Genomic DNA, 24,174 nt, shown 5'->3' on the forward strand with positions numbered 1-24,174 from the left:
TTTGAGAGTTTGAGCTCTTTTGAGCCAGCGGCTCAGGATTGCGGCCGGCCGCTGCCTTGCGCGGCGGCGGCCGCATCGTCGTCGCCGGCATCGAGCAGCCGGGCCGCACGGTTGCTCAACGCGGAATCCGCACGGAAATAGCCCAGCACCGTATTGACGCTGCTGTGCCCCGTCAGCGCCATGGTGTCGGGCAGGGGCACGTTCTGGCGCCCGGCCTCGGTCACAAAGCCCGAGCGCAGGGAATGCGCCGAGAAATCTCCCTCCACGCCTGCCAGCGCACAGCGCTGCTTCACGATGTCGCGCACGGCCGCCGGCGACAGGGGCTCGCCCACATGGCCGCCCTTGCGGATGCGCCGGAAGATCGGCCCTTCCTGTATGGCGGCGGCACGCAGCCAATCGGCCAGCGCCTGGGCCGCGCGCCCGGTGACGGGCTTGTGGTTCTCGGGCGCGTCCCGTCCGGACTGGTTGGTCTTGGAGTGGGCCAGCGTGTAGATGAATTCCTGCGGCCCCACGGACCGCAGGTGGCGCATGTCGGCTCCGGCCACCTCCGAGCGGCGGCGCCCGCCGCTGGACCAGGCGAACAGCAGCAGGGCGCGGTCGCGGCGGCCGCGCAGGCTGTCGTCACAGGTGTCCAGCAATTGCTCCAGCAAGTCGCGCGTCAGCGCATCCTTCTTGGCGGGACCTTCACCGCGCCGCGCGTAGGCCTTGCGCGTGCGCGACATCAGCTCGCGCACCGCACCGTCCTGGCAGGGGTTGGCCAGTCCATGCACCTGATGCGCCTTGGACAGCACCGCCATGCGGTGCACCAGCGTGTTGTGCGACAGGGGGCCTTCCCTGGCCTTGTATCCGGCCTCGACCAGGGCGCGGTCGATGTGCATCGGCATTTCACTGGCCAGGCCCGCGCCTGTCTGCCGCTGGGCATGGTCAATGATGAATTGCAGCACGCAGGGCACATCCAGCGGCAGCTGCATCTGCCGGTCAAACCGCAGCGCATGCCAGGCGGACCAGTAGCGCATGGCGCTTTGGTAGCTGTTTCTGGTGTTGGCGGATTCGCCCTCGTGCATCAGCTCGCGCACGGCCTGCCGGGCGGCAGGCTCCAGGCCGGCGGACGGCAGGGCGTTGCCTTCCTGGATGTCGTCCAGGGGCTGAGGTCGGGAGGTCAGCGAAAAAGGGCCGGTGCGCATCCATGGATTGTCGCCCGACGCCGCCCGGGCAATCCCTTACGGGCCTGCAGCGATCGGCACGACGCAAAGTTCACTTTCCAGCGACCAGGAGCGGCCTTTTTGCGCCACAAATCCGTGTAATGTGCGCATCCATACTGTATGAAAATTTCATACGTAATATTTAATACATCTAACATATGATGTATTACATGAAGTTAAAATAACTCACGATAACAAACTCTTATCGTTGGTAATCTTGGAAATAGTTCACGATATGCAGAAAACATCCACCCGTGGCGTGCAGGAAGCCGATGTCTGGGCCGCGGCAGACGCCTTGATCGCCCAGGGCCTGCGGCCGACCATCGAGCGCGTGCGCCAGCACATTGGCCGGGGCTCGCCGAATACCGTCAGCCCCATGCTGGAGACCTGGTTTGCCACGCTGGGCCAGCGCCTGGGCGTGGCGGCAGGGCAGGGCGAGCTGCTGCCGTCGTCGGTGCCCGATCCCGTTCAGCGCCTGGCGCAGCAGCTGTGGGACGCCGCCCAGGAAGAGGCCATGGAGGCCGCCCGCGCCGCCCTGCAATCCCGGGAGGAAGCGGCACAGGCCACGCAGGCCGAGCTGCAGGAGCAGCAGGAGCAAATGGCGCGGCGCGAGGCGTCCATGCAAGCGCAGAAAGAGGCCATGGACCAGGCCCTGCAAGTGGCCCAGGCCCAGTCGCAGGACTTGTCGCGCCGGCTGGATGAAATGCAGCAGCAGCTGCAGGACCGCGACGAACGCCTGGAAGAAATGCGCGATGCGCTGGCCGAAGCCGCCCGCCAGCGCGAGGCGTTGCAGCAAAAGCATGGCGAGGAAATGCAGTCCGCCGCGCTGGAGCGCCAGCGCATGGCCGAGCAGTACGCGGGCAATGAGCGCCACATGCTCAATGAGGTGGATCGTGCGCGGCAGGAACTGGCGGCCGCGCGCAAGGCCGCCACCGAGCAGGAGCGCAAGGCAGCGACCCGCCTTGCAGAGCTGCAAAGCCGCTATGAAAAGAGCGAGGAGGAGCAGCTGAGCCTGCATTCCCAGCTGCAGACCGCCCAGAATGCGGCCGCCCTGGCGCAGGAGCGGGCAGCGGACCTGCGCAGCCTGCTGCAGGCGCAGCAGCGATTGGCCGGTGCGGCCGCGCCCGAGGCGGGTGCTGGACTGCCCATGGGCCGGCGCGCAAGCCTGTCTGCGGCGCGCCGCTCCATGACGCGCCTCAAGGACAGGCGGGGCTAGCAGTCAGGGCCTGCGCCCCTGGCTGGGCCCGGTCAGGACTGGAGCCGAAACCCCGCCACCACATCCGCCAGTTGCGCGGCCTGCTGCTGCAGCGACTGGGCGGCGGCCGTGGCCTCTTCGACCAGGGCCGCGTTCTGCTGGGTGGACTGGTCCATCTGGCTGACGGCCGTGCCGATCTCGGCAATGCCCGTGCTCTGTTCCTGGCTGGCATTGCTGATCTCGGTGACGATGGCGGTCACGCGCTGCACGCTTTCCACCACCTTGCCCATGGTGGCGCCTGCGTCCTGCACCAGCCGGCTGCCGGCATCGACCTGGCCCACGGAGTCATCGATCAGCGCCTTGATTTCCTTGGCGGCCGTGGCGCTGCGCTGGGCCAGCGTGCGCACTTCAGAGGCCACCACGGCAAAGCCGCGGCCCTGCTCACCGGCACGGGCTGCTTCCACAGCGGCGTTGAGCGCGAGGATATTGGTCTGGAACGCGATGGAGTCGATCACGCCAATGATGTCGGCAATGCGGTGCGAGGATTGTTCGATGCCGCCCATGGTGCGCACCACCTCGTCCACGACCGTGCCGCCATGCGTGGCGATGTCCGAGGCGCTGCTGGCCAGTTGCCGCGCCTGGCGCGCATTCTCGGCGTTGTGCTGCACGGTGGCCGTGAGCTGCTCCATGGCGGCAGCCGTTTCCTCCAGCGAGCTGGCCTGCTGCTCGGTGCGTGCCGACAGGTCCTGGTTGCCGCTGGCGATTTCGGTGGAGGCATGGCGCACGGTCTCGGACGATTCCCGGATGCGCACCAGCACCGAGGCGATCTTGTCGGTGAAGTGGTTGAACGCGCGTGCGATCTGCGTCAGTTCGTCATTGCCTTGCACCGACAGGCGGCGCGTGAGATCGCCGTCACCCGAGGCGATGTCTTCCAGCGCATCGCGCACCACGGCCAGCCGGCGCGTGACGCGGGCAATGACGACGCCCAGCAGCGCAATCGCCAGGATCAGCGAAATGGCAACGATGGCGCCCGACACCTTGAGCAGCGAACCCAGCGCGGACAGCGCCTCGTCGCGATGCACGGCCACCACCAGTTGCCAGTTCGTGCCGGGCACGCCCTGGCCGTAGAACAGGAAGTCCTGGCCACCGACGGCCGTGCGCATGCCGGTGTCCTCCTTGGGCAGGGCCTGGATGGCGTCGGCACCCAACTGGGGCGAGAGCGCGGAGACGGGCTTGAGCGTGAGTGCCGGATCGGGATGGGTGACGATGGCACCGGCCTCATCCACCAAGAAGGCAAAGCTGCCCGGCGTGGGCCGGATGGCGCCCACGGTGCGCACCACCGTGGTCAGCAGCACGTCGGTGCCGACCACGGCGACGGGATTGCCGGCCGGTCCCACGGGCTCGGCAAAGGTCACGCCCACTTCGGGCGGAGAGGCAAACAGATAGGGCGCCGTCACGATGGGCCGGCCTTCCTTCAGCGCCTGCCTGAACCAGGGGCGGGCCGTCACGTCGTAGTCGGCAGCCATCTCGTTGAGGAAGAACATGCGCTTGTCGGTGTAGCCGAAGTAGGCATCCGAGAAGCCGCCGCCGTCGCGCAGCGCCTGGACCACGGCACGCGGGTCCGGCGTATCGACGGCCTGGGCCAGCGTATGCGTCAGCAGGCGCTTGGTCGCCACCCATTCGCCCAGCACCTGGGCCTGGGCGTTCACGAGCTGGCGGCTCTGGTCGTCGAGGGTGGACAGCACATGGCGCTGCACCGTGAGGAAGTTGGCAATGGCCAGGGCCAGCATGGCCACGGTGACGATGGCCACGCTGAGCGCGATGAGTCGCGCACGCAGGGACTGGAACATAGAAGAATTACTTATTGCAAGAAGATGCTACATACGTTAGCAAATTTTCTTGACAATACGCATGCTTGCAGGCGGTGCCCCCTGGCCGCCGAAGCCTATGCGGGAAATTCGCTCCCCTTCAGCGCTCCCCCGCCAGCAGCCTGCCCAGCGCCTCGTAGGCCGGCAGCGAGGTCGGGTCATTGGCCGCATTGCCAGCCACCGGATGGGAGGCAAAGCGCGCAATCACCATCTGTGCCTTGGGATCGATGTAGACGGTCTGGCCATGCACGCCGCGCGCTGCGAAGGCGCCATGGGCGTTGTGCGTGACCCACCACATGTTGCGGTAGGTCCAGCCCGGCAGCAGCTTGTAGCCGGCCTTGGCAAAGGCCGCCGCATCGCCGCCACGGCGGATGTCGTCCACGGCGGCTGCGGGAACGATCTGCTGGCCGTTGAACTGGCCCCGGTTGCGCAGCATCTCGCCAAAGCGCGCCAGGTCCCGCAGGCCCAGGTTCAGGCCGCCGCCTGCAAAGGGCGTGCCCGTGGAGTCCACCGACATGTAGGCATCCTGCTCGGCGCCCAGGCGGCTCCAGATGCGCTCGGACAGCAGATCGGCCACCGATTGGCCGCTCACGCGCGCCAGCACCCAGCCCAGCGCATCGGTGTTGGCCGTGCGGTAGCCGAAGGCCTTGCCGTGCACGCCTTCGGGCTTCACGGTCTGCAGGAATTCGTAGTAGCTGCGCGGCCCGGTGTAGTCCTTGGCCTTGGGCAGCGGGTTGCCCGCTGCCGCGTGCGCCCAGACCTCGGCCTGGGGGTCCGCATAGTCTTCGCTGAAGCGTATGCCCGTAGTCATGTCCATGAGTTGGCGCACCGTGGCGTTGCCGAAGGCCGAGGCCGCCAGCTCGGGCACGTATTCCGACACGCGGCGCGAGGGGTCGAGCTGCCCCTCGGCAGCCAGCATGGCCGCCAGCGTGCCGACGAAGGACTTGGTCACCGACATGGCGCCGTGCTGGCCTTCGGGCTTGAGCACGCCGAAGTAGCGCTCATAGATCACGCGGCCCTTGTGCAGCACCACGATGCCGTCGGTGTAGTTGGCCTTGAGCGAATCGCGCCAGGTCATGGGCTGGCTGGCACCCAATGGCGTGAAGCGCAGATCGTCGATGTCTTCGCGCAACGCCTGGGCCAGCGGCGCTGCAGGCGCCAGGCCGCGCGACACATTCACCGTGGGCATGAGCTGGCGAAAGTGCGAGACGCTCCAGCGCATGGCGGGAAACTGGAAATAGGAACCGTCGTCGAAGCGCAGCGTGCGGTCCGGCGGCGGCGGCGAGCCCACCATCCAGCCCAGCTTTGCGGGGTCGCTGGCATCGGCATCGGGATAGGAGGGGGTCTTGGCTGCGGTGACCCCTGCCGTGGCTGTGGCGAACACAAGGCTGCCAGCCAGGGCACCGGCGAAATATTTGAGCTGCATGGCGGCAACCATACTACGGTTGCCTCGGCGCCAAGATCCGCTGCCAAAGGATGGAAGCCGGCTTCCATCCCAGGCCCTGCGCCCAGTTGGCGCAAGCGCGACAAATGGCTTTCTCGTTGGACTAAGCTTCAAATAGTTTTTGAAAATCAAAGCCTGGCGAATGCCCATGAAAAGCCTGCAAGACCTGGATATCTTCGTGCGCACCGCAGACAGCGGCAGCCTTTCGGCCACGGCGCGCGCCCTGGACCTGACCCCGGCTGCGGCCAGCGCAGCGCTCAAGCGGCTGGAGGCAGAGCTGGGCGTGACCCTGTTCGTGCGCTCCACGCGCAGCCTGCGGCTCACGCAGGAGGGCGAGCTGTTTCTGGAGCACTGCCGCCCCGCGCTGGCCGGCCTGCGCCAGGTGCGCGACCAGTTGGCTGGCGGCCAGGCCGCTTTGCGCGGCACGCTGCAACTGGCCGCCCCCTCCGACCTGGGCCGCAATGTGCTCATGCCCTGGCTGGACGAGTTCCAGAGCCAGCACGCAGGCGTGGATCTGCGCCTGCACCTGTCCGACCGCGCGGCCAATGTCTACAGCGAGCCTGTGGACGCGGCATTTCGCTATGGCAGGCCGCAGGATTCCAGCCTGGTGGCCTTGCCGCTGTCGGACACGCACCGCCGCGTGCTCTGCGCCGCGCCCTCCTATCTGCAGCAGCGCGGCGCCCCCGCCACCCCCCACGACCTGGCCGGCCATGACTGCCTGTGCTTCATGCTGGGCGAGGAAGTGCACGACCGCTGGAGCTTCTGGCCGGCAGGGCAGGGGGCTGCCGTACCTGAGCCCGTCCATGTGCGGGTGCGCGGCCGCAATGTGGCCAATGACGGAGATGCCGTGCGGCGCTGGGCCGTGGCCGGGCGGGGGATTGCCTACAAGTCGTATTTCGACGTGGCCGAGGACCTGGCCCGGGGCCGCCTTCTTGCGCTGTGCACCGACTGGACGACCGAGTGCGTGCCCCTGTTCCTGGTCGCCCCCAGCCGCAGGCAGTTCACGCCGCTGGTGCGTGCGTTGCGGGATTTTGTGGCGGTGAGGCTGGCCGAGCTGGAGGCGGCACAGCCCTGAGACATCACGAAGCCCGCGTCCCCAGCTCCACAGGCCCGTGCACATGGTGCTCTGCGCAGACCTGCCGCGAGAGCACATGGGTTTCGATCACTTCGGCGGCATTCTCGGCCGTGAGCCGCCCGTACCAGACGCCGTCCGGATAGACGATGGCCAGCGGGCCATGGTTGCAGGGGTACTGGCAGCTGGTCTGCAGCAGGCGCAGCCTGGCACGCAGTTCGCTGCTGGCCTGCACTGCCTCGCCCAGGCTTTGCCAGACGGCCACGGCGCCCAGGGCGGTGCAGCGCGGTCCCGTGCAGACCAGGGCATGGTGCTGGTGGTCCGGCACCTGGGACCAGGCCTGGGGATCGTGCTGCCATTGGTCGCCTGCGGTCTCGGCAATATCGGGGGCCTGAAGGCCCTGGGCCATCTGCGACAGCAGCAGCGCGGGCATGGTCGCAGCGCCCAGCAGATGGTCGGCAAATCGCACCTGCACGCCCTGGTCCGGCAACTGCGAGCGCCAGCGCATGGCCAGCTTGTGCAGCCAGCGCAGCAGGGCAGGCTCGTCGGGCGAGAACAGGGGCAGCACGACGATGGAGCGCGCCGGCAGGCATTGCTGCAGCGCCTCGGGCAGCGAGGGTGCGGCCTTGTCCACGAACGATGTGACGACCTTGCAGGCCGGCTCCAGCGTCTGGCGCAAGGCATCGGCCAGTTCGATCAGGCTTTGGCGCGAGGCGGCGCCCGTGCCGCCGCGGCCCAGCACGATCACGGCATCGGGCCCGGGCGGGATGGATGTTTCAGAGGAGTTCATCGGGAATGAAGCTGATGCGCAGCCGGCCGGTGGCGGCATGGATGTCCACCTCGGCAGCCACGCCGTAGACCTGGCCGATGGTGGTAGGGGTCAGCACCTGGGCCGGTGTGCCATGGGCAACGATGCGGCCTTGTTCCATGAGATAGAGACGGTCGCAGTAGTGGGCGGCGATGTTGAGGTCGTGCAGGGCGACGATGCTGCTGATCTGCAGGCGCCGGACCAGTGACATCAACTCCAGCTGATGGCGTATGTCCAGGTGGTTGGTGGGCTCGTCCAGCAGCATCAGCCGAGGCTGCTGGGCCAGCGCGCGGGCCACGAGCACGCGTTGCTTTTCGCCGCCGGACAGGCTGGAAAAACGCCGCTCCTCCAGCGCCAGGGCATTCACCTGGGCCAGCGCCTGCCGCATGCAGGCGAGGTCCTCGGCGCTGTCGCCCGCCCAGGGGGACTGGTGGGGGATGCGGCCCATCATCACGGCTTCGCGCACGGTGAAATCAAAGCTCTGCGGCGCCTCCTGCGCCAGGACCGAGACCTGGGCCGCGAACTCGCGCGCCGTCATGTCCCGGATGTCGCGCTGGTCCAGCAGCACGCAGCCCGCGTCGGGGCGCAACACGCGGTAGAGCATGCGCAGCAGGGTGGATTTGCCGCTGCCGTTGGGGCCGATGAGCCCCACGCATTCGCCGCCGTGCAGGGCGAGGCTGGCCTGGTCCACGATGCGCCGGGCGTCGGCACGCCGGGCATCGGCACTCCAGCACAGGTCCTGGGCTTGCAGCTTCATGGGCCGCGCCCTCCCTGCACCGGCTGGCGCACCAGCATCCAGACGAAGAAGGGTCCGCCGATCAGCGAGGTGATCACGCCCACGGGCAGTTCCATGGGCGCAAAGGCCGTGCGCGCGACAAGATCCACCAGCACCAGCAGCAGGGCGCCGGCCAGGGCGGCCACGGGCAGCACGCGCCGGTGGTCCGTGCCCACAAGCATGCGCGCGGCGTGCGGCACGATCAGCCCCACAAAGCCGATGGCGCCGCTGACCGCCACCATGGTGCCCGTCAGCAGCGAGACCGCCAGGAACAGTGCGCGCCGCAGCCGTGCCGTGTCCACGCCCAGCGTGGCGGCGGCCTCGTCACCGGCCAGCAGGGCGTTGAGCGGGCGCGTCTGCAGCCCCAGCCAGAGCATTCCCGCAGCCAGCACGGCAGCGGGAATGCCCAGTTCCTCCCACTGCGTGCCGGCCAGGCTGCCCAGCGTCCAGGTCAGCAGGGCATTGGCCAGGTCGCGTTGGCCCGATGACAGGGTGATCAGGCTGGTCACGCCTGCCAGCACATAGCCGATGGCCACACCACCCAGGATCAGCCGCGTGGCGTGGATGCGGCCCTGGGAGCGCGCCAGCAGGTAGACGGCGACGGTGGCCGCCAGCGCCCCCACAAAGGCCCCGGCCGTGAGGGCGTACATGCCGGCCGAGGCCAGCGCACCGAAGGCCAGCACGGCCACGGCGCCCACCGACGCACCCGAGGACACGCCCAGCAGATAGGGATCGGCCAGCGGATTGCGCACCATGGCCTGCATGATGGTGCCCACCACGGCAAGCCCCGCGCCCACCAGGGCCGCCAGCAGCACGCGCGGCATGCGGATCAGCCAGACGATCTGCTGGTGCTGCGGCGTGATGCCCTCCAGCGGCGGCGGCTGCATGCCCAGCGCCTGCAGCAACCGGCTCCAGGCAATGCGCCAGACCGTGCCGGCCGGCATGTCCACGGGCCCCCAGGTGATGGCCAGCGTCATCACCAGCAACAGGGCCGCGAACAGCAGCAGGCACCAGGCGCGGGCAGCGCCCGGGCGGCTGTGCCAGCGGGTGCGTGCCTCAGTGCCCGGCATGGGCGGTCGCCGGCACGCGGTCGGGGTGCAGGGCCTGGGCCAGCGCGCGGGCCCGAGCGATGTTGCGCGGGCCGGGCGTGGCCTCGGCATAGGTCATCACGAAGAACCGCTTTTCGCGAATGGCATCGACGCCGGCCAGCTCGGGCTTGGCCAGCAGGAAGTCGATCTTGCCCTGGGCATGGGGCTGGCCGTAGTCGATGATGACGATCCACTGCGGGTTGCGCTGCACCACGTCCTCCCAGTTGCCTGCGGGCCAGTTGCTGGGAATGTCGTCGAAGATGTTGCGCCCGCCCGCTTCCTCGATCATGGCCTGCGGCATGCCGTAGCGGCCCACGGTCACGGGGATGTCCTGGCCGCTGTCGTAGACGAAGACCGAAGGCCGCTGCCGCACGCCCTGCATGCGCTCGCGCAGGTCCTTCAGGTCGCGCTCCAGCCCCTGCGCCAGTTGCTCGGCATGGGCGTCGATGCGGAAGATGCGGCCCAGGTTGCGCAGGTCGGTCAGGCCGTCTTCCAGCGCCACCTGGCTGCGCGGCCCCACGCGGATGCACGATTCGGACAGCACATACGAGGCAATGCCGTGGCGCTGCAGCACCTCGGGCGTGACCTGGCCCTGGCGAAAACCGTAGCTCCAGCCGCCGAAGACGAAGTCGGCCGAGGCGCCCAGGATGGCCTCCAGGTTCATCTCGCGCTCGGCCAGCCGCGGCACGCGGGCCAGCTGGGCCTGAAAGGCCGGGTCGATCTGCTTGGCCTGCGTGATACCGCTGTAGCCCACCAGCCGCTCGCCCAGGCCCAGAAAGAGAAACATCTCGGTGATGTTCACGTCATGGGTCACGGCGCGCAGCGGTGCGTTGGCGTAGGTCACGGGGCTGCCGCAGACATTGACGGTCACGGCCGCCTGCGGTGCGGCAGCCGGCGGCGGCAGTTCACTGGTGGTGCCGGAATCGCTGCGCGAGCAGCCGGCCAGCAGCAGGGTGGCCGCCAGGGCGCCAGCGCACAGGCCCTGGAGACCGTGGAGGCTTTTGGAGCGCGGCATGGCCATCAGAACCGGATATGCGCCGCGATCTCGAAGCGGCGGCCTTGCCCGACCAGGAACTGGCTGCCGTAGCTCGATCCCACATAGACCCTGTCGGCCAGGTTGCGGCCGATCAGGCTCAGGGTGGTGCGCGCGTCCACCTGCCAGCTCAGCGCGGCGTCGGCCACGGTGTAGGCGGGCAGGTTCACGGTATTGGCGTTGTTGCCAAAGCGGTCACCCACGTAGCGCAGGCCCAGCGAGGCCTGCCAGGCGCCCACGCGGTAGTGGCCCCAGAGGTTGGCCGTGGTCTTGGCCACGTTCTGCGGGCGGTTGCCGGCGCGGTTGCCGCCGGCCTCGATGAGCTTGTCGAACTGGGCGTCCACATAGGACAGGTTGCCCTCCAGGCGCAGGGCGGGCGTGGCCTGGAAGTTGGCGGTGACCTCGGCGCCGCGCGAGGACTGGCTGCCGCCCTGGATGGAGATGGCCGGGCGGTCGGGGTCGCGCGTGATGATGTCGTCCTTCTTGATGTCGAACACGGCCAGCGTCCATTCGCCGCGCCCGCCTGCCACCTGCTGCTTGATGCCGATCTCGGCCTGGTGGCCCTTGCTCAGCTTGTAAGCCGTGTTGGCCAGGTTCAGCGAGACCAGGCTGTTGACGGGATCATGGCCCGAGCTGATCTGCCCATAGACATGGGTGTCGCGGGCCAGCTCATAGGTCAGGCCCAGGCGCCAGGAGGTGGCGGCCAGCGTCTTGTTGAAATCCGTGCCGCCCACCAGGGAATGGCTGGCAAAGCTGTAGACATCGCGGCGCAGTCCGGCCATGGCCAGCCAGCGGTTGCTGATGCGCCAGGCATCCTCCAGGTACAGCGCATGCTGGGTCACGCCGGTTTCGGTCTTGGCCTTGGTGACATCGGGGCTGGCCCAGCTGCCATGCACGGGGTCCCAGGCCGAGACCGTGGACGAGCCGCCGTAGGGCGAGTTGTTGGACAGCCGCAGGTTGATGCGTGCGGCCTCCCATCCCATGGCGATCTTGTGCGATCCCCGGTCCACGTTCAGGCCCAGGCGATTGCCGGTCTGCTCCAGGTCGTGCAGGATTTCCAGGTAGTCGGAGCGGCCCACGGTCCAAGTGGCGGGGCTGAGCGCGTAGGCCTCGATGTTGCGCCAGTGGCGGTCGGACTGCACGTGGTACAGCTCGTTGCGCACCGTCAGCCAGTCATTGGCCTTCCATTGCACCTTGGCGCGCAGGCGCTCGTCGGCATAGCGCAGCACGCTGTCTTCGGCGTTGTAGTTGCGGTCGCGCAGGGACTCCACCACCTTGCCGTCCAGGCCCGGCGTGCCCCAGTAGCGGCTGGGCTTTTGCACGCTGCGGTCGGCAATCAGGTCGATCTGCAGGTCGCTCGTGGGCTCCAAGCGCAGCGTGCTCATGAACTTGCCGTTGCGCGACTGGTCCAGATCGCGCTCGCCTGCGCTGCGGGCGGTGTAGCTGTCGATACGGTAGCTGGCATAGGCGCCCAGGGCGCCGGTCACGCCCAGGCCCAGGCGCAGCGTGTCGTCCGTGCCCGCGCCCACCAGCACCTCGGCCGAGCTGGTGCGGCTGGGCTGCTTGCGGATGGCGTTGACCGTGGCGCCCATGGTGCCGCTGCCGTACATCAGCGAGGCCGGTCCACGCAGCACGTCGATGCGCTCGTAGCCCCAGCTGTCACCCGGATAGGCCGTGGTGCCGGCGGCCACGCCCAGCACCATGCCGTCTTCGGCCACGCCCACGGAGTTCACGCCCGCAAAGCCGCGGCTGCTGAAGGACAGGCCGCCGTTGCCCGGCGTGCTGCTGGCCGTCAGGCCCACGGTGCGCGTGACGGCGTCCACCAGGGCGTAGTCGCCGCGCTCCTGCATCTGCTCGGCAGAAACACCATCCACGCTGGCCGGCACTTCCTGGTTGGAGACGCCGGTATGGCTGGCAGAGCGCGCAGGCTGGGCCAGTTGCTGGCCGATGCGTTCGGCTTGGCCGGTGACCTGGACCTCGGGCAGGGCGGTTGATGGGGGCGTGGGCGTTTGTGTTTGAGCCTGCGCCGGCAGGCAGATGAAGGCGCAGGCCAGGGCCAGCGGGCTCAGCCGCACGGAAAGGGACTGGGCAGCGTGAGCGCTGGAAACCCTGGAAAAGGAAGAATGCATTTCGAACATCGGTCTTCGACCGTCTGATGCGAAAGCAAGGCACTGCCACCTCTCCAGCCAGCGTGGGAGGAAGGGGAGCAGGACGTTGCCATCCGCACCCCGCAGACAGTCAAGAAAACGCCTGCACAGCAGGCGCGAAACGCAGCAGGCCGGTCTCCGGGCTCACAAGCGGCGCAAGGACATGCCTTGCGCCCAGCGCCCCGTCTTCCCAATCCACCCGCGAAAAGCTGCATGTTGCAGACCACGCCATGAACCAGTGACAGCCTGTCATCGCCCCTCCGCAGGGTTGCGGAGACTGGCGGGACAGGCATGGAGCGCCTTGACTTGTTTACCGTTGCGGGGGCAGCCAAGGCCTGTGCCGGCAGCGCAAAAAGCATTTGCTGGCAGTCACCTTGTTCCCGTTTCATCCCCATGGCTGGCATGCGGACACCTGTTGCACGGATGCCTTTGCAGGCGCGGCATTATAGCCAGCGGCCCGCGTCGGTAGCCTGCGGCGCGTCGTGCAGCAGCAGCTCCACACCCAGCCACTCGCCACGGTGAACGCGGCTGATGGCATGCCGCAGATGCACGCGGTAAAAGCCTGCCGCACCGCGCACCGGGCGCGGCCCCGTGGCGATGATGGCCGCATCCCCCAGGCCCAGCGGCAGCACCATGGGGCGCGATTGCATGCGCGGGCGCTGCTCGGTCATCACGAACTCGCCGCCCTCGAAGTCCTGGCCCGGCCGGGACAGCAGCAGCACCAGCTGCAGCGGGAACACCGCCGCACCTTCGCTGTATGAGCGCAGCGGCGCATGGCCCGCCTGCGCCACATGCAGCAGGTGCGACTGCGGATGCATCTGGCCGCGCTGGTGGCCCAGCTGCCCGAAGGCCTCGAACGAGGCGGGCAGGGCAGGCTGCATGTCCATTTGGGCACGCCAGCGATTGGCAATGGCAAGCAGGTGCCGGTACAGTACCGGGCGCCATGTGTCGAGGGAGGGCGGCAGGCCATTGCGCATGGCCGCCTCGCCGGCCAGGGCGCGGCTTTCATCCGCATTCAGCAGCCGTGGCAGCAGGCAATGGCCCTCTGCATCGAGCTGGGTGGCAATGCGGCCCCAGTCCAGGCCGGCGAAGCGATCACTGCTGTTCAGCCCATCCATTTCGACCCCTCCATTCAACCCGCCTTGCGAAAAGTGAGATTGATGCGCCGCCCGCCCAGCAGCGGGTGAGGCTGGTCCTTGAGCGGCAACACGCCGTGGTGGCGCAGCCGATCCACGCCGCCCCAGACCACCACGTCGCCATGCTGCAACAACACCCTGGCCGTCTTGTCCGCGCGCGCAAGCCCTCCAAACAGAAATGTGACCGGCATGCCCAGTGACACCGAGACGATGGGCGCGCCAAGGTCGCGCTCGTCGCGGTCCTGGTGCAGGGACAGGCGGCTGCCGGGCAGGTACTGGTTGATCAGGCAGGCGTCGGGCGCGAAGCCCTCGAAACCCGCAGCGGCGGCCGCTTCGCCCGCCAGCTGCGCAAACACGGCCGGCATGGCGGGCCAGGGCTGGCCGCTGACCGGGTCGATGGCGCTGTAGCGGTAGCCGCGCCGGTCGCTGGTCCAGCCCAGCGCGCCGCAGTTGGTCATGGCCACCGACATGGTGAAGCCGCCCGGCGTGACCAGATGGCGCAGCGGCGCCTGGGCCATGACGCCGTCCACCGCAGCCAGCAGTGGAGCCGCATGGGGCAGGGCATGGCCGCGCAGCACCACGGACTGGGGACCAATGGGTTCGATGCCCATGGGAGGTTCATCGGCAAAAAGATCCAGCGTGCTCATACCGGCCGTCCATCAAAGTGCGTCATATCAGAGTGCGTCATGAAAGATCAGCCCCACGGTATGGCGATGGCCGCTTCGGACGCGGCTGACGCCATGGCGCATGGCCGCGCGGCGGTAGCCTGAGCGCCGCCCCGGCACGGGCCGGTGGCGCACAGCCAGGACCAGCGCATCGCCCTGGTCCAACGCCATCACATCGGCCCGCTGCCGGTCGCCATCGGCCTGGGTGATGACGAACTCGCCACCCGTGAAGTCCCGCCCGGGCCGCGACAGCAGCAGCACCACCTGCAGCGGAAACACATGCTCTCCATAGACATCCTGGTGCAGGCAGTTGTAGTCGCCCGCACCGTATTGAAGGATCAGCGGCGTGGGCCGCAACTGGCCGTGCGCGTGGCAGCGCGCCAGGAAGTCCTGCAGCCGGTCCGGATAGCGCACATCCAGCCCCATGCGCTGGTTCCAGCGGTTGGCCACCGGCACCAGGCGGGAATACAGCTGTTCGCGCAGCCGCTGCAGCAGAGGTGGCAAGGGGTAGTCGAAATACCGGTATTCGCCACGCCCGAAACCGTGGCGGGCCATGACGATGCGGGAGCGAAAAACGTCTTCCCTGGTGTAGAGGGCCGCCAGGTCACGGCATTGCTGCGCGTCCAGCAGGCCGGGCAGCCGGGCACAGCCGTGCTCGTCGAGCTGGTGCTCCATCTGCGTCCATTGGCAGGGCGGGGCGGATTCGCAAGCTTCGTTGTCGAAAAGACGGAGGTTGTGCATGGCGGGCGCGGTTGGCGGTATGGGCGCTGTGGGCAATTGCCGCAGTCTAGGGCGCCGCAGCAGCGCCTGCATCCCGCTTCTTGCAGTGGACAGAATGTCAACCGGTGGGAGCGCCTGCCAGCCGCGTGCTGGACAGGCCTGGGAGGGCCGGCTGGCAGCTGCAATTGAACAATCGCGGCATTCCTGCAAACGCCTCAGGCCCGCCATGTCCAGCAACGTCCATCACCTCTATCTGTTCTTCGATACGCCCCTGCAGCTGCGCCGCGTGCAACTGATCTGCCAGTACCTGGCCCGGCAGTCCTGGGAGCAGGCCGAGCGCTGGATCCATGAGCTGGACCCCGCCCTGGACCGATCCGCGCTGTGGGATGACGACTGGGCCAATGCCAGCGCCCTGGGCCATCCCCAGCATCTGGAGCTGGGCTTTGACACCCGCACCACAGCCGGCATGCCCTGGCGGCTGCTGGAGACCTTGTTCCAGCACGGCCTGCAGGCGGCGGTGCTGCATGTCTTCTATGACCAGGTGGGAGAGAGCGAGCGCTATCACTTCGATGCCGGCCAATGGGTCAGCCACCATGCCTGGCTGGCCCGCTACCCGGAGCGCCAGGTGCTGGTCGATCCCGACGCAGAGGTCTATCCGCGCCCGGGGCAGGAAGAGGGCAACGATGGCACCTCACTCAGCAATCCCGCCCAGCCCATGGCCATCAGGCAACTGCGCGAGCGTGACCAGGAACGCGATCGCCAGGCCCAGGAGTCCGTGCAGGCCCTGCTGGAGACCATGGCCAGCCTGCGCAAGAGCGGCGTGTCGCCGGTGGACGGCATCGCGGGCCTGTTCATGCTGCGGGCAGGCTTTCGCGGACTGTGCGAGGCCGTCGCCTTCACCGTCGTTGCCGCCCTGGCTTTCAGAGGCAAGGGTCTGTGGCTCTGGCTGGCCCTGGGATTGGTACTGGCGGTCGTGCTGCCGCTGTACCGGATGGCCAGTGCGCGGCGGGAGTTCGCGGGGCAGGGCGGCAGCGACCCGGCATCCTGAGACAATCCGCGCTCGGCAGAATGAAACAAATTGCACAAGATCCGGCAAAGTCCCAGGAGAGGGTGAACAGGATGTGGATACCGACCGTCGTCACGGCAGGATGGACATGCGCCATCAGGCGCCGTCTTTTTGAGCAGGGCCAGCGCTGATGCAGCCCACCGCAATCGAGCAGGGCCCCGCCGTGGCCGCAGGCGTTCACGAGGATTTCGGCCATCTTCTGGGTCTGTACATGCGCCGCATCCGTGCCAGCGCTTCGGGGGTGGCCACCGAGATCGGGCTGAGCCGGGAAGCCGTCAACAACTGGAGGAATGGGGTTTCCCTGCCCAATCCGCGCTCGCGCGACCGGCTGGCCGCCTGCGCCCAGTATCTGCGGCTGACGGAGGCGGAGACCAATCGCCTGTTCTCCGCCGCCGGCTTTGCCACGCAGTTCCCGCTGCAGGCGCCAGCCGCTGGCGCCCAGCCTTTTGCCGGCTTCATGGACCGGCTTTTTGCCCAGCTGGCCCAGGCCTCGCCCTATGCCATCACCATGCTGCTGTCTCCCGCGCACTGGGGGCAGCCCCCGTTCCGCCAGGAATTGCTGCTGCGTGCCCGCGCCCAGTACGGCTCCGAGGCGGTACTGCACATCCAGCCGCCGTACAGCGTGAGCACGGCCCCGGCCGACTACTTTGCGGCCCTGGGCCGGCAGTGCGGGCTGGGCGAGGTGGGCTCGGACTATGAATTCGAGGCCCTGCTGGAAAAGCGCCTGCTGGCAGGCGGCCGCCTGTTCTGCCTGGTCAGCCGCTTCGAGCAAGGCACGGCCGCACTGCGCGAGACGCTGGCCGGCATCCTGCGCAGCCTCAGCGAAATGCACAGCGGCCGCCTGCACCTGCTGCTGTGCGGCAGCGAGGCGCTGGCCGACCTCAAGTACCGCAGCGGCGATCTGTCCCTGCTCAACATCGGCCAGGTGGCGCACTGGCCCGACCCCACGCTGGAAGACCTGGCCCTGATGGCGCGCCAGCGCTGGCCGGCAACAGCCTGGCCGGTCGAGGTCATCGAGGCGCTGCAGGCCCTGACGGGCGGGCATCCCGCGCTCTTCGAGGAAGCGCTGCAATGGCTGGTGGAGCAGGGTGTAGGCATCGCTGCCGTGCACTCGCCACTGCTGCGCGCCCATCTGGTGGCCAGTGCGCGCCTGTGGCAGACCCTGCTGCCCCTGGCCCAGGAGCCGGCCGCACGCGATCAATTGCGAAGCCTGGTGGATGCGGCATCGCTGGGCCGTGCGCGGCCTTATCTGCAAGATGCCGTGCTGCGGGGCCTGTTCTGGGGCAATCTGCTGCAGGTGCGCGGAGCGGGCGAGGGCGCCCACCTGCACTGGCGCTGCGACATCGCCCGCGAAGCCGCAATGGCAGTGCTGCAGGCATGAGCGGCCCGGCCCGCCTTCTGCAGCTGCCCCGATCCTATTGGCGCGCCGCGCTGCTGGCCTTGTTCACGCTGTTCATAGGCACAGCCATCCTTCTGCCCCGCTACAACCCCGTTACCCGCGGCAGCCTGCAGGGCGCGGAAAGTTCAGGGCGGGTCTGGAACGAAATCATCCTGTGGCGCCTGGCCCTGATGGAGCATGTGCGCCAGCATGAAAGCTGGCCGCAGGACATCGCCAGCGTGGCACCGGAGATTGCCGAGCCCCGCGTGCGCATGAGTTCGCCCAGGCCCTTCGTGCTGCGGGCGGACATCGTGCGCGACAGCCAGATGGGCGTGCTCTCAGGAACCCAGGTCCTGCTGCAGCTGAACATGCCCAGCCAGGACTGGAGCTGCCAGGGCGGCCAGCCACCCACCCCGCCACGCTATCTGCCGCTGAACTGCAGCCCCTCGCCAGGCCAGCCAGAGCACGAGCCCTTTGGCTGGCTGCGCAACATCATCTGGACCTGCGCCCTGGTCTTTGGTGGCCTGGCCCTGCTGTGGCTGGTCCGCCATCCGCTGATAGGCCCGGCGCAGCTCAAGCCCGGGCGCCTGCGCCGCAAGCCGTATCAGCATCTTCCCCAGCTGGACCGGCTGCTGCGGCTCACCGGCCGGCGGTCCGCCGTGCTGCGCGCCGCAGGCATACGCCCGCCCGACTGGCAGCGTGCCCTGCGCCTTGCCGGTGCCAGCCCCGCCGCCCGCGTGCGCGCCCTGGCCGAACGACTGTCGGCCACCTGCAAAACCGCCGAGGGCGAATGGCCCGTGCCCGGTGGCATGTTCGAATGGACGCTGCCGCCGGACCTGCCCATCGCCCTGGGCCGCTGCCTGGTCTATGCGCTGCCAGAGCAACTGGAAGAACTGGAAGAGGGCGAACTTGTGCGCCAGCTGCGCCTGCTGCAAACCGGCGGCGATGTGGTGCTCATCGTGAGCCCGCACCATCCGCAGTCGCCCATGCCGCTGCTGCAGCGCCATGCCGAGGACCGCGCCAATCTGCACGCAGTGCTGGACAGCCCCGGTCAGACCGAATGGCTGATGGGCGGCGAGCCCGCGCAGGTGCTGCTGCGGCTGCTGGCCGCGCAGCTGCAGGTCACGCGCATCTCGCCCTACCAGACGCGCGGCGGCGTGACGCGCGAGGACGTGTTCTTCGGCCGCGAGCGCCTGCTGGCGCGCATACTCAACCGCGAACCGGCCAACTACCTGGTCGTGGGAGGGCGCCAGCTCGGCAAAAGCAGCCTGCTCAAGGCCGTGCAACGGCGCCTGCAGGAGCATCCGTCCATTGCCTGCCACTACCTCTCGCTGCGCGACCACCGCCTTACGCCGCGCCTGGCCACCCAGTTCGGCCTGCCCGTGGAGACACCGCTGGAGGCCATCATCGAACACCTGCAGTCGCAATCGCAGGGCAGGCGGCTGTACCTGCTGATCGACGAGGCCGACCTGTTCTTCCGCGATGAGGCCCGCAACGGCTATCCCCAGCTCAGCGCCTTGCGCGCGCTCAGCGAGGAGGGCCGTTGCTGGTTCATGCTGGCTGGATTCTGGGATCTCTATGCGGCAACGTTGCTCGACTACCAGTCGCCGTTGCGCAACTTCGGCGACATCCTGGCCATCGGCGGCCTGGAGCCGTCCGCCTGCCAGGCACTGGCCACCGAGCCGCTGCGCAGGCTGCGCGTGGGCTACGCCAACGACGCCCTGGCCGAACGCCTGATCGAGGCCAGCGGCAGGCGGGCCAATCTGGTCGCCATCCTCTGCCAGGAATGCCTGCAAGCCCTGGGGCCCGACGAACGCGTGATCGAAGAGCGTCACCTGCGCCAGGCGCTGGAATCCCAGCCCGTACAGGATGCGCTGGTCGGCTGGGGCCGCCTGAGCACCGACGAACAGGCCTGCCGCCTGGACCGCATCGCCGTCTATCACACGGCCCAGCAAGGTCACACCAGCCTGACCGCGCTCGACGCCCTGGTCCAGGCCCACGGCGCCACCGGCCAGGCCCAGGCCTTGCGCCGATCCCTGGCCCGCCTGCAACTGGCCTACGTCCTGCGCCGCGATGAAACCCACGGCGTGCACGACGCACGCTACGTCTTCACCATCCCGCTGCTGCAACGCCAATTCGAACCGCAGGAGACGGAGTTGTTGTTGAGGCAGGAACTGGAGAGCCTGGAAAGAGGGTTGAACAGCTGAAAAAAGAGGCGGAAGACAGGCAGGCCTGGTGCAGGAAGAGTGCCTTCCTGAGTTTGGACAGTGCTAATCGCAACTGTGATTTAACATAATATACATCGTATCAATCAAAGCATCGCGGCCTCCATCAACCCCATCTCGGCGCTGCTCATGAGCGCTTCGATGTCGGTCAGAATCAGCATGCGTTCGACATCGCCGCTCTTGAAGCATCCCATACCCATGATGTAGCCGGCATCCACCGAGGCACTCATCTGGGGCGCCGGCTTGATGTTGTCCGCGCCCAGCGCCAGAACGTCCGACACCGAATCGACCACCACGCCGATGACCCGTCCGCGCACGTTCAGCACGATGACGACGGTGAAATCGGTGTACTCGGCCGACTCGCAACAGAGCTTCAGGCGCAGGTCGACGATGGGCACGATCACGCCACGCAGGTTGATCACTCCCTTGATGAAATGCGGTGCGTTCGCAATGCGGGTGGGAGCCTCGTAGCTGCGGATCTCCTGTACCCGCAGGATGTCGATGCCGTATTCCTCGCCACCCAGGCGGAAGCTGAGGAACTCGTTGGGCATGGCGGCCACTGCCTTGGCAGCCCGTGTTGATGAGGCGGCTGTCGTCTGCGCCGTAACCGGTGCTACCGTTGGGCGCTCTTCAATCATGGCGGTCATCTTCGACTCCTTGGAGATTGGGGGCGGGTTCTGGCGCGGCGAGCCGCGCTCAGAACGACGTCCAGTCGTCAGTGCCGGTCTTGGCAGGTGCGATAGCGAGCCGGCTCGACTCAGAAGTCGATGCTGGGGCTGCAGCAGCCTTCGCCTTGAATGCCGGCCGGGCGATGTTCTTGGCACGGTCCGGGCCGCGACGCTCGACGGCAGCAGCGTTGGCCGCTGGGGCCGCAGCGTGGGTCGAGCCTCCAAGTCCTTCATGCGACAGCTTGAACACCGCCACGGCCTGCACCAGTTTCTGGGCCTGGCCCTTCAGGCTCTCTGCGGCGGCAGCGCTCTCTTCCACAAGCGCCGCGTTCTGCTGCGTCACCTGGTCCATCTGGCTGACGGCCTCGCCGACCTGCCCGATGCCGGAGCTCTGCTCGACGCTGGCCGAGGTAATCTCGGCCACGATGTCACTCACGCGTTGGATCGAGGCGACGATCTCGCCCATGGTCTTGCCGGCCTCGTCCACCAGCACGGTGCCTTGCTCCACCTGCTCGACGCTACGGCCGATCAGGGCCTTGATTTCCTTGGCAGCCTCAGCGCTGCGCTGCGCGAGGCTGCGCACTTCAGACGCCACGACAGCGAAGCCGCGGCCCTGCTCACCTGCGCGGGCCGCCTCAACGGCTGCGTTGAGCGCCAGGATGTTGGTCTGGAAGGCGATGCCGTCGATCACGCCGATGATGTCGCCGATCTTGCGGCTGCTGTCGCTGATGCCTTGCATCGTGGTGACGACCTTGCCGACCACCTCGCCACCTTGCGCAGCGACGGCCGAGGCGCCCTGAGCGAGTTGATTGGCCTGCTTGGCGTTGTCGGCGTTGTTGCGGGTGGTGGTGCCCAGCTCCTCCATCGTGGCGGCCGTTTGTTGCAGGGCACTGGCTTGCTCTTCGGTGCGCTGGCTCAGGTCCTGGTTGCCCTGTGCAATCTCGGAGCTGGCTGTCGCCACGCTGTCGGCACCACTGCGAATGGCGCCCACCACGCTAGACAATTGTTGCTGCATGCTGCCCATAGTGCGCAGCAGGTCACCTTCTTCACCCCTCACTCCGAGATCGATCGACTGATCAAGCTCCCCTGCCGCAATGCCCGATGCCACACGACTGACGTCGCCAAGCACGGCGCTGGTGCGACGACGCAGATAAAGTAGCCCGGCGAGCAGGCTCACGATGAGCAATGCCGTCGAGGCCATGGCAAGTTTCGACCATTGCTGCCGCGCCGCCACGGCTGCGGCCAGCTGTGCTGACGTGCGCTCATCGAGAAGAATCAGGAACTCGTCCACGGGTTTCATGATCTTGGCTTTGTACTGGTGGTACGCCAAGTCGTGCATCATCCCCAGAGCCTTGGCCTTGTCGGGTTCAGCTTGGCGCGTGAACCCACCTTTGCCGTCGTCATAGAGGCCCTTCACCATGTTCATGGCGATGGTTTCAGTGCGCACCAGATCATCTGAGTTGGCCTTGGCTTCGGCCAGCTTGGCGAGTTCGTTGTCTGCAAAGCCGGCCCGCTTCATCAGATCAAGCAGCGGCACCGTTTCGCCTGCAGGACGCACGTTTTGCGCATCGGCTGCCCGGAAGTCCCAATAGATCCGCTCGTAGGCCTGAGGCCGTGGCAGCTTGCCATTGCGAATATCCAGAATCTCGATGTATTGCTTCTCCCACTTGGCGTCACCGGTGGCCACGTAGGTGCGCGCCAGTCGGGTGAGATCGTCAGAGCTTTGCCGCAACTCATCGGCCAACAGGTACGACTGGTATCGCCTGGCGGCGGTTTCGTCGGCAAGAGCGCTGCTGCGGTTGCTCATGATGGCTGCGCCAATGGTGGCCGCGCCAAGAACCAACAGGAGAGCGGCACCAAAACTGTAGGCTTGTTTGATCTGGAGTCTCATTGTTGTTCCTTCCACTGTGCTCTCGCCCTCGACCAGGACGATGGAGTTGAGTTCGCCATGCAGGCCGATCTGGCTTGGCGCAGAGCATGGGGCTTGCGACTTTTCAGCCCCCTGCCCTGCGCTGTCCCGCGTCACCCTGAACTGGCCGGATCGGCGCAGCCACATGCTGCCATTGAATGCCAAAATTGATCCGATGGCTGCATCATAGATATCAATTTAATCAAATATGAATTAAATTTTTCTATCAATTTGAGGAAATTGCTACTTATGCGCGTGAGCACATCTCCGATCCACAACTCGGCATGTACGGATATCAAGGAGTCCGCTGTCGGTGTCTGCGCGGAAATAGCCAAGCTGCAGCGCGTGCTCGGCAAGACAACCTTGGAGAACGAAATCCTCAAGGAAGCCGTGCGGTACGCCGCAGAAAAAAGTGGATTGCGCTCGCCTGTGCGCGACCTGCCTGGGCGCGGTGAGGCTGGGCCGATGGCCGCAGCCATCGCACACCCAGCGACGACGCCGGGCTGCTCGCCGAACTGCGCCAGGAAATTGCCGACTTGCCCAGCTGGCCTGTTGTATTTGCCGTCGGTTTCAGAACGAGTGGCGCAGGCCCAGCATCAGGCCGGTCTGCGATGCGCCCGCCAGCGGGCTGCCGCCGGCTGCGGCCGAGCTGACCGAGATGGCCAGGCGCTGTCCGTTGTCAATGCGCGCGGCCTGGGCATAGACCGCCGTGCGCTTGGAGAACCTGTAGGTGGCGCGCAGGGCCAGCAGGGTGGAGCGGTCGCCGCCCCGGGCATAGCGCAGTTGCTGCAGCTGGCCATCGACCACGACGGCGGCGCTGGGGGACCAGGACAGGCCGCCCCAGGCCAGGGTGCTGCGCGGCGTGGCGCCGTTACTGGCCGAGGCCGCCTGGGCCGCGTCGTTGTCGCGGCGCATGAGGCCGGCGCCCAGCTTGATGGTGGGTGACAGCGCGGCATAGCCGTTGAGCATGATGCGGCGGTCCTTCAGGTCCGAGCGCGTGAGCCCTGCAAATGCACCGGCGCCGCCGCGCATCTCGTCCACGGCCAGGGCAAAGCCCCAGGGCGCGGTGTCGTACTTCAGCATGGCCGACCACTGGCGGCAGGCCTGCCTGTCCGTGGCCGATTCGCCGGCGCAGTTGGTGCCGGCCGGGCTGGGGCCGGCGTTGACGGCATCGCGTCCCAGGCTGTAGGCGGCGCCCAGGCTCCAGGCGCCGAAGCGTCCCCGGTAGGCCAGGGAGTTGTCGGTGCGCGTGTTGGGGATGTAGCTGTCCAGACTGCTCAGGCCGAAGGCGTTGGGGCCGAGCAGGTCGGCATCGAACAATGCCCAGTACAGCATGGTGTAGTTGCGCCCCAGCGAGACACTGCCCCAGCCTCCGGACAGCCCCACCCAGGCCTGGCGCCCGAAGCCCCGCCCGCCCTGGTTGAAGGTGCCGGCATCCGGGCCAAAGCCTGACTCCAGCGCAAAGACGGCGCTCAGGCCGCCGCCCAGATCCTCGCTGCCGCGCAGCCCCCAGCGCGACGGTGCCGTTCCCGTGAGGCCAGGCATGCGCGTCAGCGATCCGCCGCCTTGCACATTCGTCAGGTGCTCGATGCCGGTGTCCAGATGGCCGTACAGCGTCACCGATGAGGCGGTCTGGGCCTGGGCGCCGCCTGCTGCTGCTGCCAGCATGGCGAGCGGGGCGAGGCGGCCCAGACAAACCCGCAGTGGGCGCCTGGCTGGGGGTTGGGGAATGCTTTTGAGAGTGCGGTTCATGCTTGTGTCTCCTGTCGTTGTCG

At 67.6% G+C, this 24,174-nt stretch carries 19 protein-coding genes, 1 pseudogene and 1 riboswitch; of the genes and pseudogenes, 6 read left to right on the forward strand and 14 right to left on the reverse strand.

Annotation, left to right across the window (positions count from 1 at the left end; genetic code table 11):
- Positions 1 to 32: 32 nt before the first annotated feature.
- Entirely contained in the window at positions 33 to 1,184 is a 1,152-nt protein-coding gene (locus ACF8O7_RS21915) for a site-specific integrase (RefSeq protein ID WP_392416724.1), read from the reverse strand.
- A 253-nt stretch (positions 1,185 to 1,437) separates the two neighbouring features.
- Here ACF8O7_RS21915 and ACF8O7_RS21920 point away from each other — a divergent pair, with 253 nt between their 5' ends.
- Positions 1,438 to 2,418 carry a DNA-binding protein gene (locus tag ACF8O7_RS21920; RefSeq protein WP_374008294.1) on the forward strand — a complete coding sequence of 327 codons (981 nt, stop codon included), beginning with the start codon at positions 1,438 to 1,440 and terminating at the stop codon, positions 2,416 to 2,418.
- Positions 2,419 to 2,450: 32 nt separating this feature from the next.
- Here the strand turns inward: ACF8O7_RS21920 and ACF8O7_RS21925 are convergent, their stop codons facing one another.
- Positions 2,451 to 4,247, reverse strand: coding sequence for a methyl-accepting chemotaxis protein (locus ACF8O7_RS21925; RefSeq protein WP_392444282.1), 1,797 nt, complete (start codon positions 4,245 to 4,247; stop codon positions 2,451 to 2,453).
- A gap of 118 nt (positions 4,248 to 4,365) precedes the next feature.
- A complete protein-coding gene (locus ACF8O7_RS21930; protein ID WP_392444284.1) occupies positions 4,366 to 5,691 on the reverse strand; it encodes a serine hydrolase domain-containing protein in 1,326 nt (441 codons plus the stop codon).
- A 166-nt stretch (positions 5,692 to 5,857) separates the two neighbouring features.
- On the opposite strand from ACF8O7_RS21930, the gene ACF8O7_RS21935 reads away from it, so the two are divergent.
- On the forward strand, positions 5,858 to 6,784 hold the full coding sequence (locus ACF8O7_RS21935) for a LysR family transcriptional regulator (protein ID WP_013802414.1): 927 nt from the start codon (positions 5,858 to 5,860) through the stop codon (positions 6,782 to 6,784).
- A gap of 4 nt (positions 6,785 to 6,788) precedes the next feature.
- On the opposite strand, the gene ACF8O7_RS21940 is transcribed toward ACF8O7_RS21935, so the two are convergent.
- The 8 genes from ACF8O7_RS21940 to ACF8O7_RS21975 all read right to left on the reverse strand — a co-directional run bounded on the left by ACF8O7_RS21940 (position 6,789) and on the right by ACF8O7_RS21975 (position 15,174).
- Positions 6,789 to 7,571 (reverse strand): CbiX/SirB N-terminal domain-containing protein, encoded by a 783-nt coding sequence (locus ACF8O7_RS21940; RefSeq protein ID WP_392416712.1) that lies wholly within the window; start codon positions 7,569 to 7,571, stop codon positions 6,789 to 6,791.
- Positions 7,558 to 8,346: an ABC transporter ATP-binding protein gene (locus ACF8O7_RS21945; protein WP_392444286.1), complete on the reverse strand. Its 789-nt coding sequence runs from the start codon at positions 8,344 to 8,346 to the stop codon at positions 7,558 to 7,560. The genes ACF8O7_RS21940 and ACF8O7_RS21945 overlap by 14 nt, the downstream gene beginning before the upstream one ends.
- Entirely contained in the window at positions 8,343 to 9,434 is a 1,092-nt protein-coding gene (locus ACF8O7_RS21950) for a FecCD family ABC transporter permease (protein ID WP_392444288.1), read from the reverse strand. The genes ACF8O7_RS21945 and ACF8O7_RS21950 overlap by 4 nt, the downstream gene beginning before the upstream one ends.
- Complete coding sequence (locus tag ACF8O7_RS21955; RefSeq protein ID WP_392444290.1) at positions 9,421 to 10,473, reverse strand: ABC transporter substrate-binding protein; 1,053 nt, start codon at positions 10,471 to 10,473, stop codon at positions 9,421 to 9,423. The genes ACF8O7_RS21950 and ACF8O7_RS21955 overlap by 14 nt, the downstream gene beginning before the upstream one ends.
- Positions 10,473 to 12,623 (reverse strand): TonB-dependent receptor, encoded by a 2,151-nt coding sequence (locus ACF8O7_RS21960; RefSeq protein WP_392444292.1) that lies wholly within the window; start codon positions 12,621 to 12,623, stop codon positions 10,473 to 10,475. Before ACF8O7_RS21960 ends, ACF8O7_RS21955 begins: the two co-directional genes overlap by 1 nt.
- Before the next feature lie 120 nt (positions 12,624 to 12,743).
- Positions 12,744 to 13,063, reverse strand: a riboswitch (cobalamin riboswitch).
- Between the two features lie 12 nt (positions 13,064 to 13,075).
- The gene (locus ACF8O7_RS21965; protein ID WP_126312301.1) at positions 13,076 to 13,750 is read right to left on the reverse strand and encodes a 2OG-Fe(II) oxygenase; all 675 of its coding nucleotides are present in this window, start codon (positions 13,748 to 13,750) and stop codon (positions 13,076 to 13,078) included.
- A gap of 14 nt (positions 13,751 to 13,764) precedes the next feature.
- A complete protein-coding gene (alkB, locus tag ACF8O7_RS21970; protein WP_126312302.1) occupies positions 13,765 to 14,415 on the reverse strand; it encodes a DNA oxidative demethylase AlkB in 651 nt (216 codons plus the stop codon).
- Positions 14,416 to 14,442: 27 nt separating this feature from the next.
- Positions 14,443 to 15,174 (reverse strand): 2OG-Fe(II) oxygenase, encoded by a 732-nt coding sequence (locus tag ACF8O7_RS21975; protein WP_126312303.1) that lies wholly within the window; start codon positions 15,172 to 15,174, stop codon positions 14,443 to 14,445.
- A 205-nt stretch (positions 15,175 to 15,379) separates the two neighbouring features.
- Between ACF8O7_RS21975 and ACF8O7_RS21980 the strand changes: the two genes are divergently transcribed.
- From ACF8O7_RS21980 to ACF8O7_RS21990, 3 genes are all read left to right on the forward strand, one after another.
- A complete protein-coding gene (locus tag ACF8O7_RS21980) occupies positions 15,380 to 16,201 on the forward strand; it encodes a hypothetical protein (RefSeq protein WP_016446083.1) in 822 nt (273 codons plus the stop codon).
- A gap of 148 nt (positions 16,202 to 16,349) precedes the next feature.
- Positions 16,350 to 17,600 (forward strand): hypothetical protein, encoded by a 1,251-nt coding sequence (locus ACF8O7_RS21985; RefSeq protein WP_126312304.1) that lies wholly within the window; start codon positions 16,350 to 16,352, stop codon positions 17,598 to 17,600.
- Positions 17,597 to 19,804 carry an AAA family ATPase gene (locus ACF8O7_RS21990; protein WP_392444295.1) on the forward strand — a complete coding sequence of 736 codons (2,208 nt, stop codon included), beginning with the start codon at positions 17,597 to 17,599 and terminating at the stop codon, positions 19,802 to 19,804. Before ACF8O7_RS21985 ends, ACF8O7_RS21990 begins: the two co-directional genes overlap by 4 nt.
- 104 nt (positions 19,805 to 19,908) lie before the next feature.
- Here ACF8O7_RS21990 and ACF8O7_RS21995 read toward each other — a convergent pair whose 3' ends face one another.
- Entirely contained in the window at positions 19,909 to 20,469 is a 561-nt protein-coding gene (locus ACF8O7_RS21995) for a chemotaxis protein CheW (RefSeq protein WP_126312599.1), read from the reverse strand.
- Between the two features lie 49 nt (positions 20,470 to 20,518).
- Complete coding sequence (locus ACF8O7_RS22000) at positions 20,519 to 22,381, reverse strand: methyl-accepting chemotaxis protein (protein WP_126312598.1); 1,863 nt, start codon at positions 22,379 to 22,381, stop codon at positions 20,519 to 20,521.
- A 339-nt stretch (positions 22,382 to 22,720) separates the two neighbouring features.
- On the opposite strand from ACF8O7_RS22000, the pseudogene ACF8O7_RS22005 reads away from it, so the two are divergent.
- Positions 22,721 to 22,947 (forward strand): annotated as a pseudogene (locus tag ACF8O7_RS22005) (IS3 family transposase); the annotation flags it as partial.
- Positions 22,948 to 22,969: 22 nt separating this feature from the next.
- Here ACF8O7_RS22005 and ACF8O7_RS22010 read toward each other — a convergent pair.
- On the reverse strand, positions 22,970 to 24,151 hold the full coding sequence (locus ACF8O7_RS22010) for a porin (RefSeq protein ID WP_126312597.1): 1,182 nt from the start codon (positions 24,149 to 24,151) through the stop codon (positions 22,970 to 22,972).
- Positions 24,152 to 24,174: the final 23 nt, after the last annotated feature.

Origin of the sequence: Delftia sp. WSY_16 (genome assembly GCF_043104415.1) — a bacterium.
GTDB classification, from domain to species: domain Bacteria; phylum Pseudomonadota; class Gammaproteobacteria; order Burkholderiales; family Burkholderiaceae_C; genus Comamonas; species Comamonas tsuruhatensis.

Excerpts from the sequence above, each read along its gene's own strand:
- ACF8O7_RS21915 (WP_392416724.1), bottom strand. The coding sequence starts at position 1,184 with ATGCGCACCGGCCCTTTTTCGCTGACCTCCCGACCTCAGCCCCTGGAC.
- ACF8O7_RS21920 (WP_374008294.1), top strand. The coding sequence starts at position 1,438 with ATGCAGAAAACATCCACCCGTGGCGTGCAGGAAGCCGATGTCTGGGCC.
- ACF8O7_RS21925 (WP_392444282.1), bottom strand. The coding sequence starts at position 4,247 with ATGTTCCAGTCCCTGCGTGCGCGACTCATCGCGCTCAGCGTGGCCATC.
- ACF8O7_RS21930 (WP_392444284.1), bottom strand. The coding sequence starts at position 5,691 with ATGCAGCTCAAATATTTCGCCGGTGCCCTGGCTGGCAGCCTTGTGTTC.
- ACF8O7_RS21935 (WP_013802414.1), top strand. The coding sequence starts at position 5,858 with ATGAAAAGCCTGCAAGACCTGGATATCTTCGTGCGCACCGCAGACAGC.
- ACF8O7_RS21940 (WP_392416712.1), bottom strand. The coding sequence starts at position 7,571 with ATGAACTCCTCTGAAACATCCATCCCGCCCGGGCCCGATGCCGTGATC.
- ACF8O7_RS21945 (WP_392444286.1), bottom strand. The coding sequence starts at position 8,346 with ATGAAGCTGCAAGCCCAGGACCTGTGCTGGAGTGCCGATGCCCGGCGT.
- ACF8O7_RS21950 (WP_392444288.1), bottom strand. The coding sequence starts at position 9,434 with ATGCCGGGCACTGAGGCACGCACCCGCTGGCACAGCCGCCCGGGCGCT.
- ACF8O7_RS21955 (WP_392444290.1), bottom strand. The coding sequence starts at position 10,473 with ATGGCCATGCCGCGCTCCAAAAGCCTCCACGGTCTCCAGGGCCTGTGC.
- ACF8O7_RS21960 (WP_392444292.1), bottom strand. The coding sequence starts at position 12,623 with ATGTTCGAAATGCATTCTTCCTTTTCCAGGGTTTCCAGCGCTCACGCT.
- ACF8O7_RS21965 (WP_126312301.1), bottom strand. The coding sequence starts at position 13,750 with ATGGATGGGCTGAACAGCAGTGATCGCTTCGCCGGCCTGGACTGGGGC.
- alkB (WP_126312302.1), bottom strand. The coding sequence starts at position 14,415 with ATGAGCACGCTGGATCTTTTTGCCGATGAACCTCCCATGGGCATCGAA.
- ACF8O7_RS21975 (WP_126312303.1), bottom strand. The coding sequence starts at position 15,174 with ATGCACAACCTCCGTCTTTTCGACAACGAAGCTTGCGAATCCGCCCCG.
- ACF8O7_RS21980 (WP_016446083.1), top strand. The coding sequence starts at position 15,380 with ATGTCCAGCAACGTCCATCACCTCTATCTGTTCTTCGATACGCCCCTG.
- ACF8O7_RS21985 (WP_126312304.1), top strand. The coding sequence starts at position 16,350 with ATGCAGCCCACCGCAATCGAGCAGGGCCCCGCCGTGGCCGCAGGCGTT.
- ACF8O7_RS21990 (WP_392444295.1), top strand. The coding sequence starts at position 17,597 with ATGAGCGGCCCGGCCCGCCTTCTGCAGCTGCCCCGATCCTATTGGCGC.
- ACF8O7_RS21995 (WP_126312599.1), bottom strand. The coding sequence starts at position 20,469 with ATGACCGCCATGATTGAAGAGCGCCCAACGGTAGCACCGGTTACGGCG.
- ACF8O7_RS22000 (WP_126312598.1), bottom strand. The coding sequence starts at position 22,381 with ATGAGACTCCAGATCAAACAAGCCTACAGTTTTGGTGCCGCTCTCCTG.
- ACF8O7_RS22010 (WP_126312597.1), bottom strand. The coding sequence starts at position 24,151 with ATGAACCGCACTCTCAAAAGCATTCCCCAACCCCCAGCCAGGCGCCCA.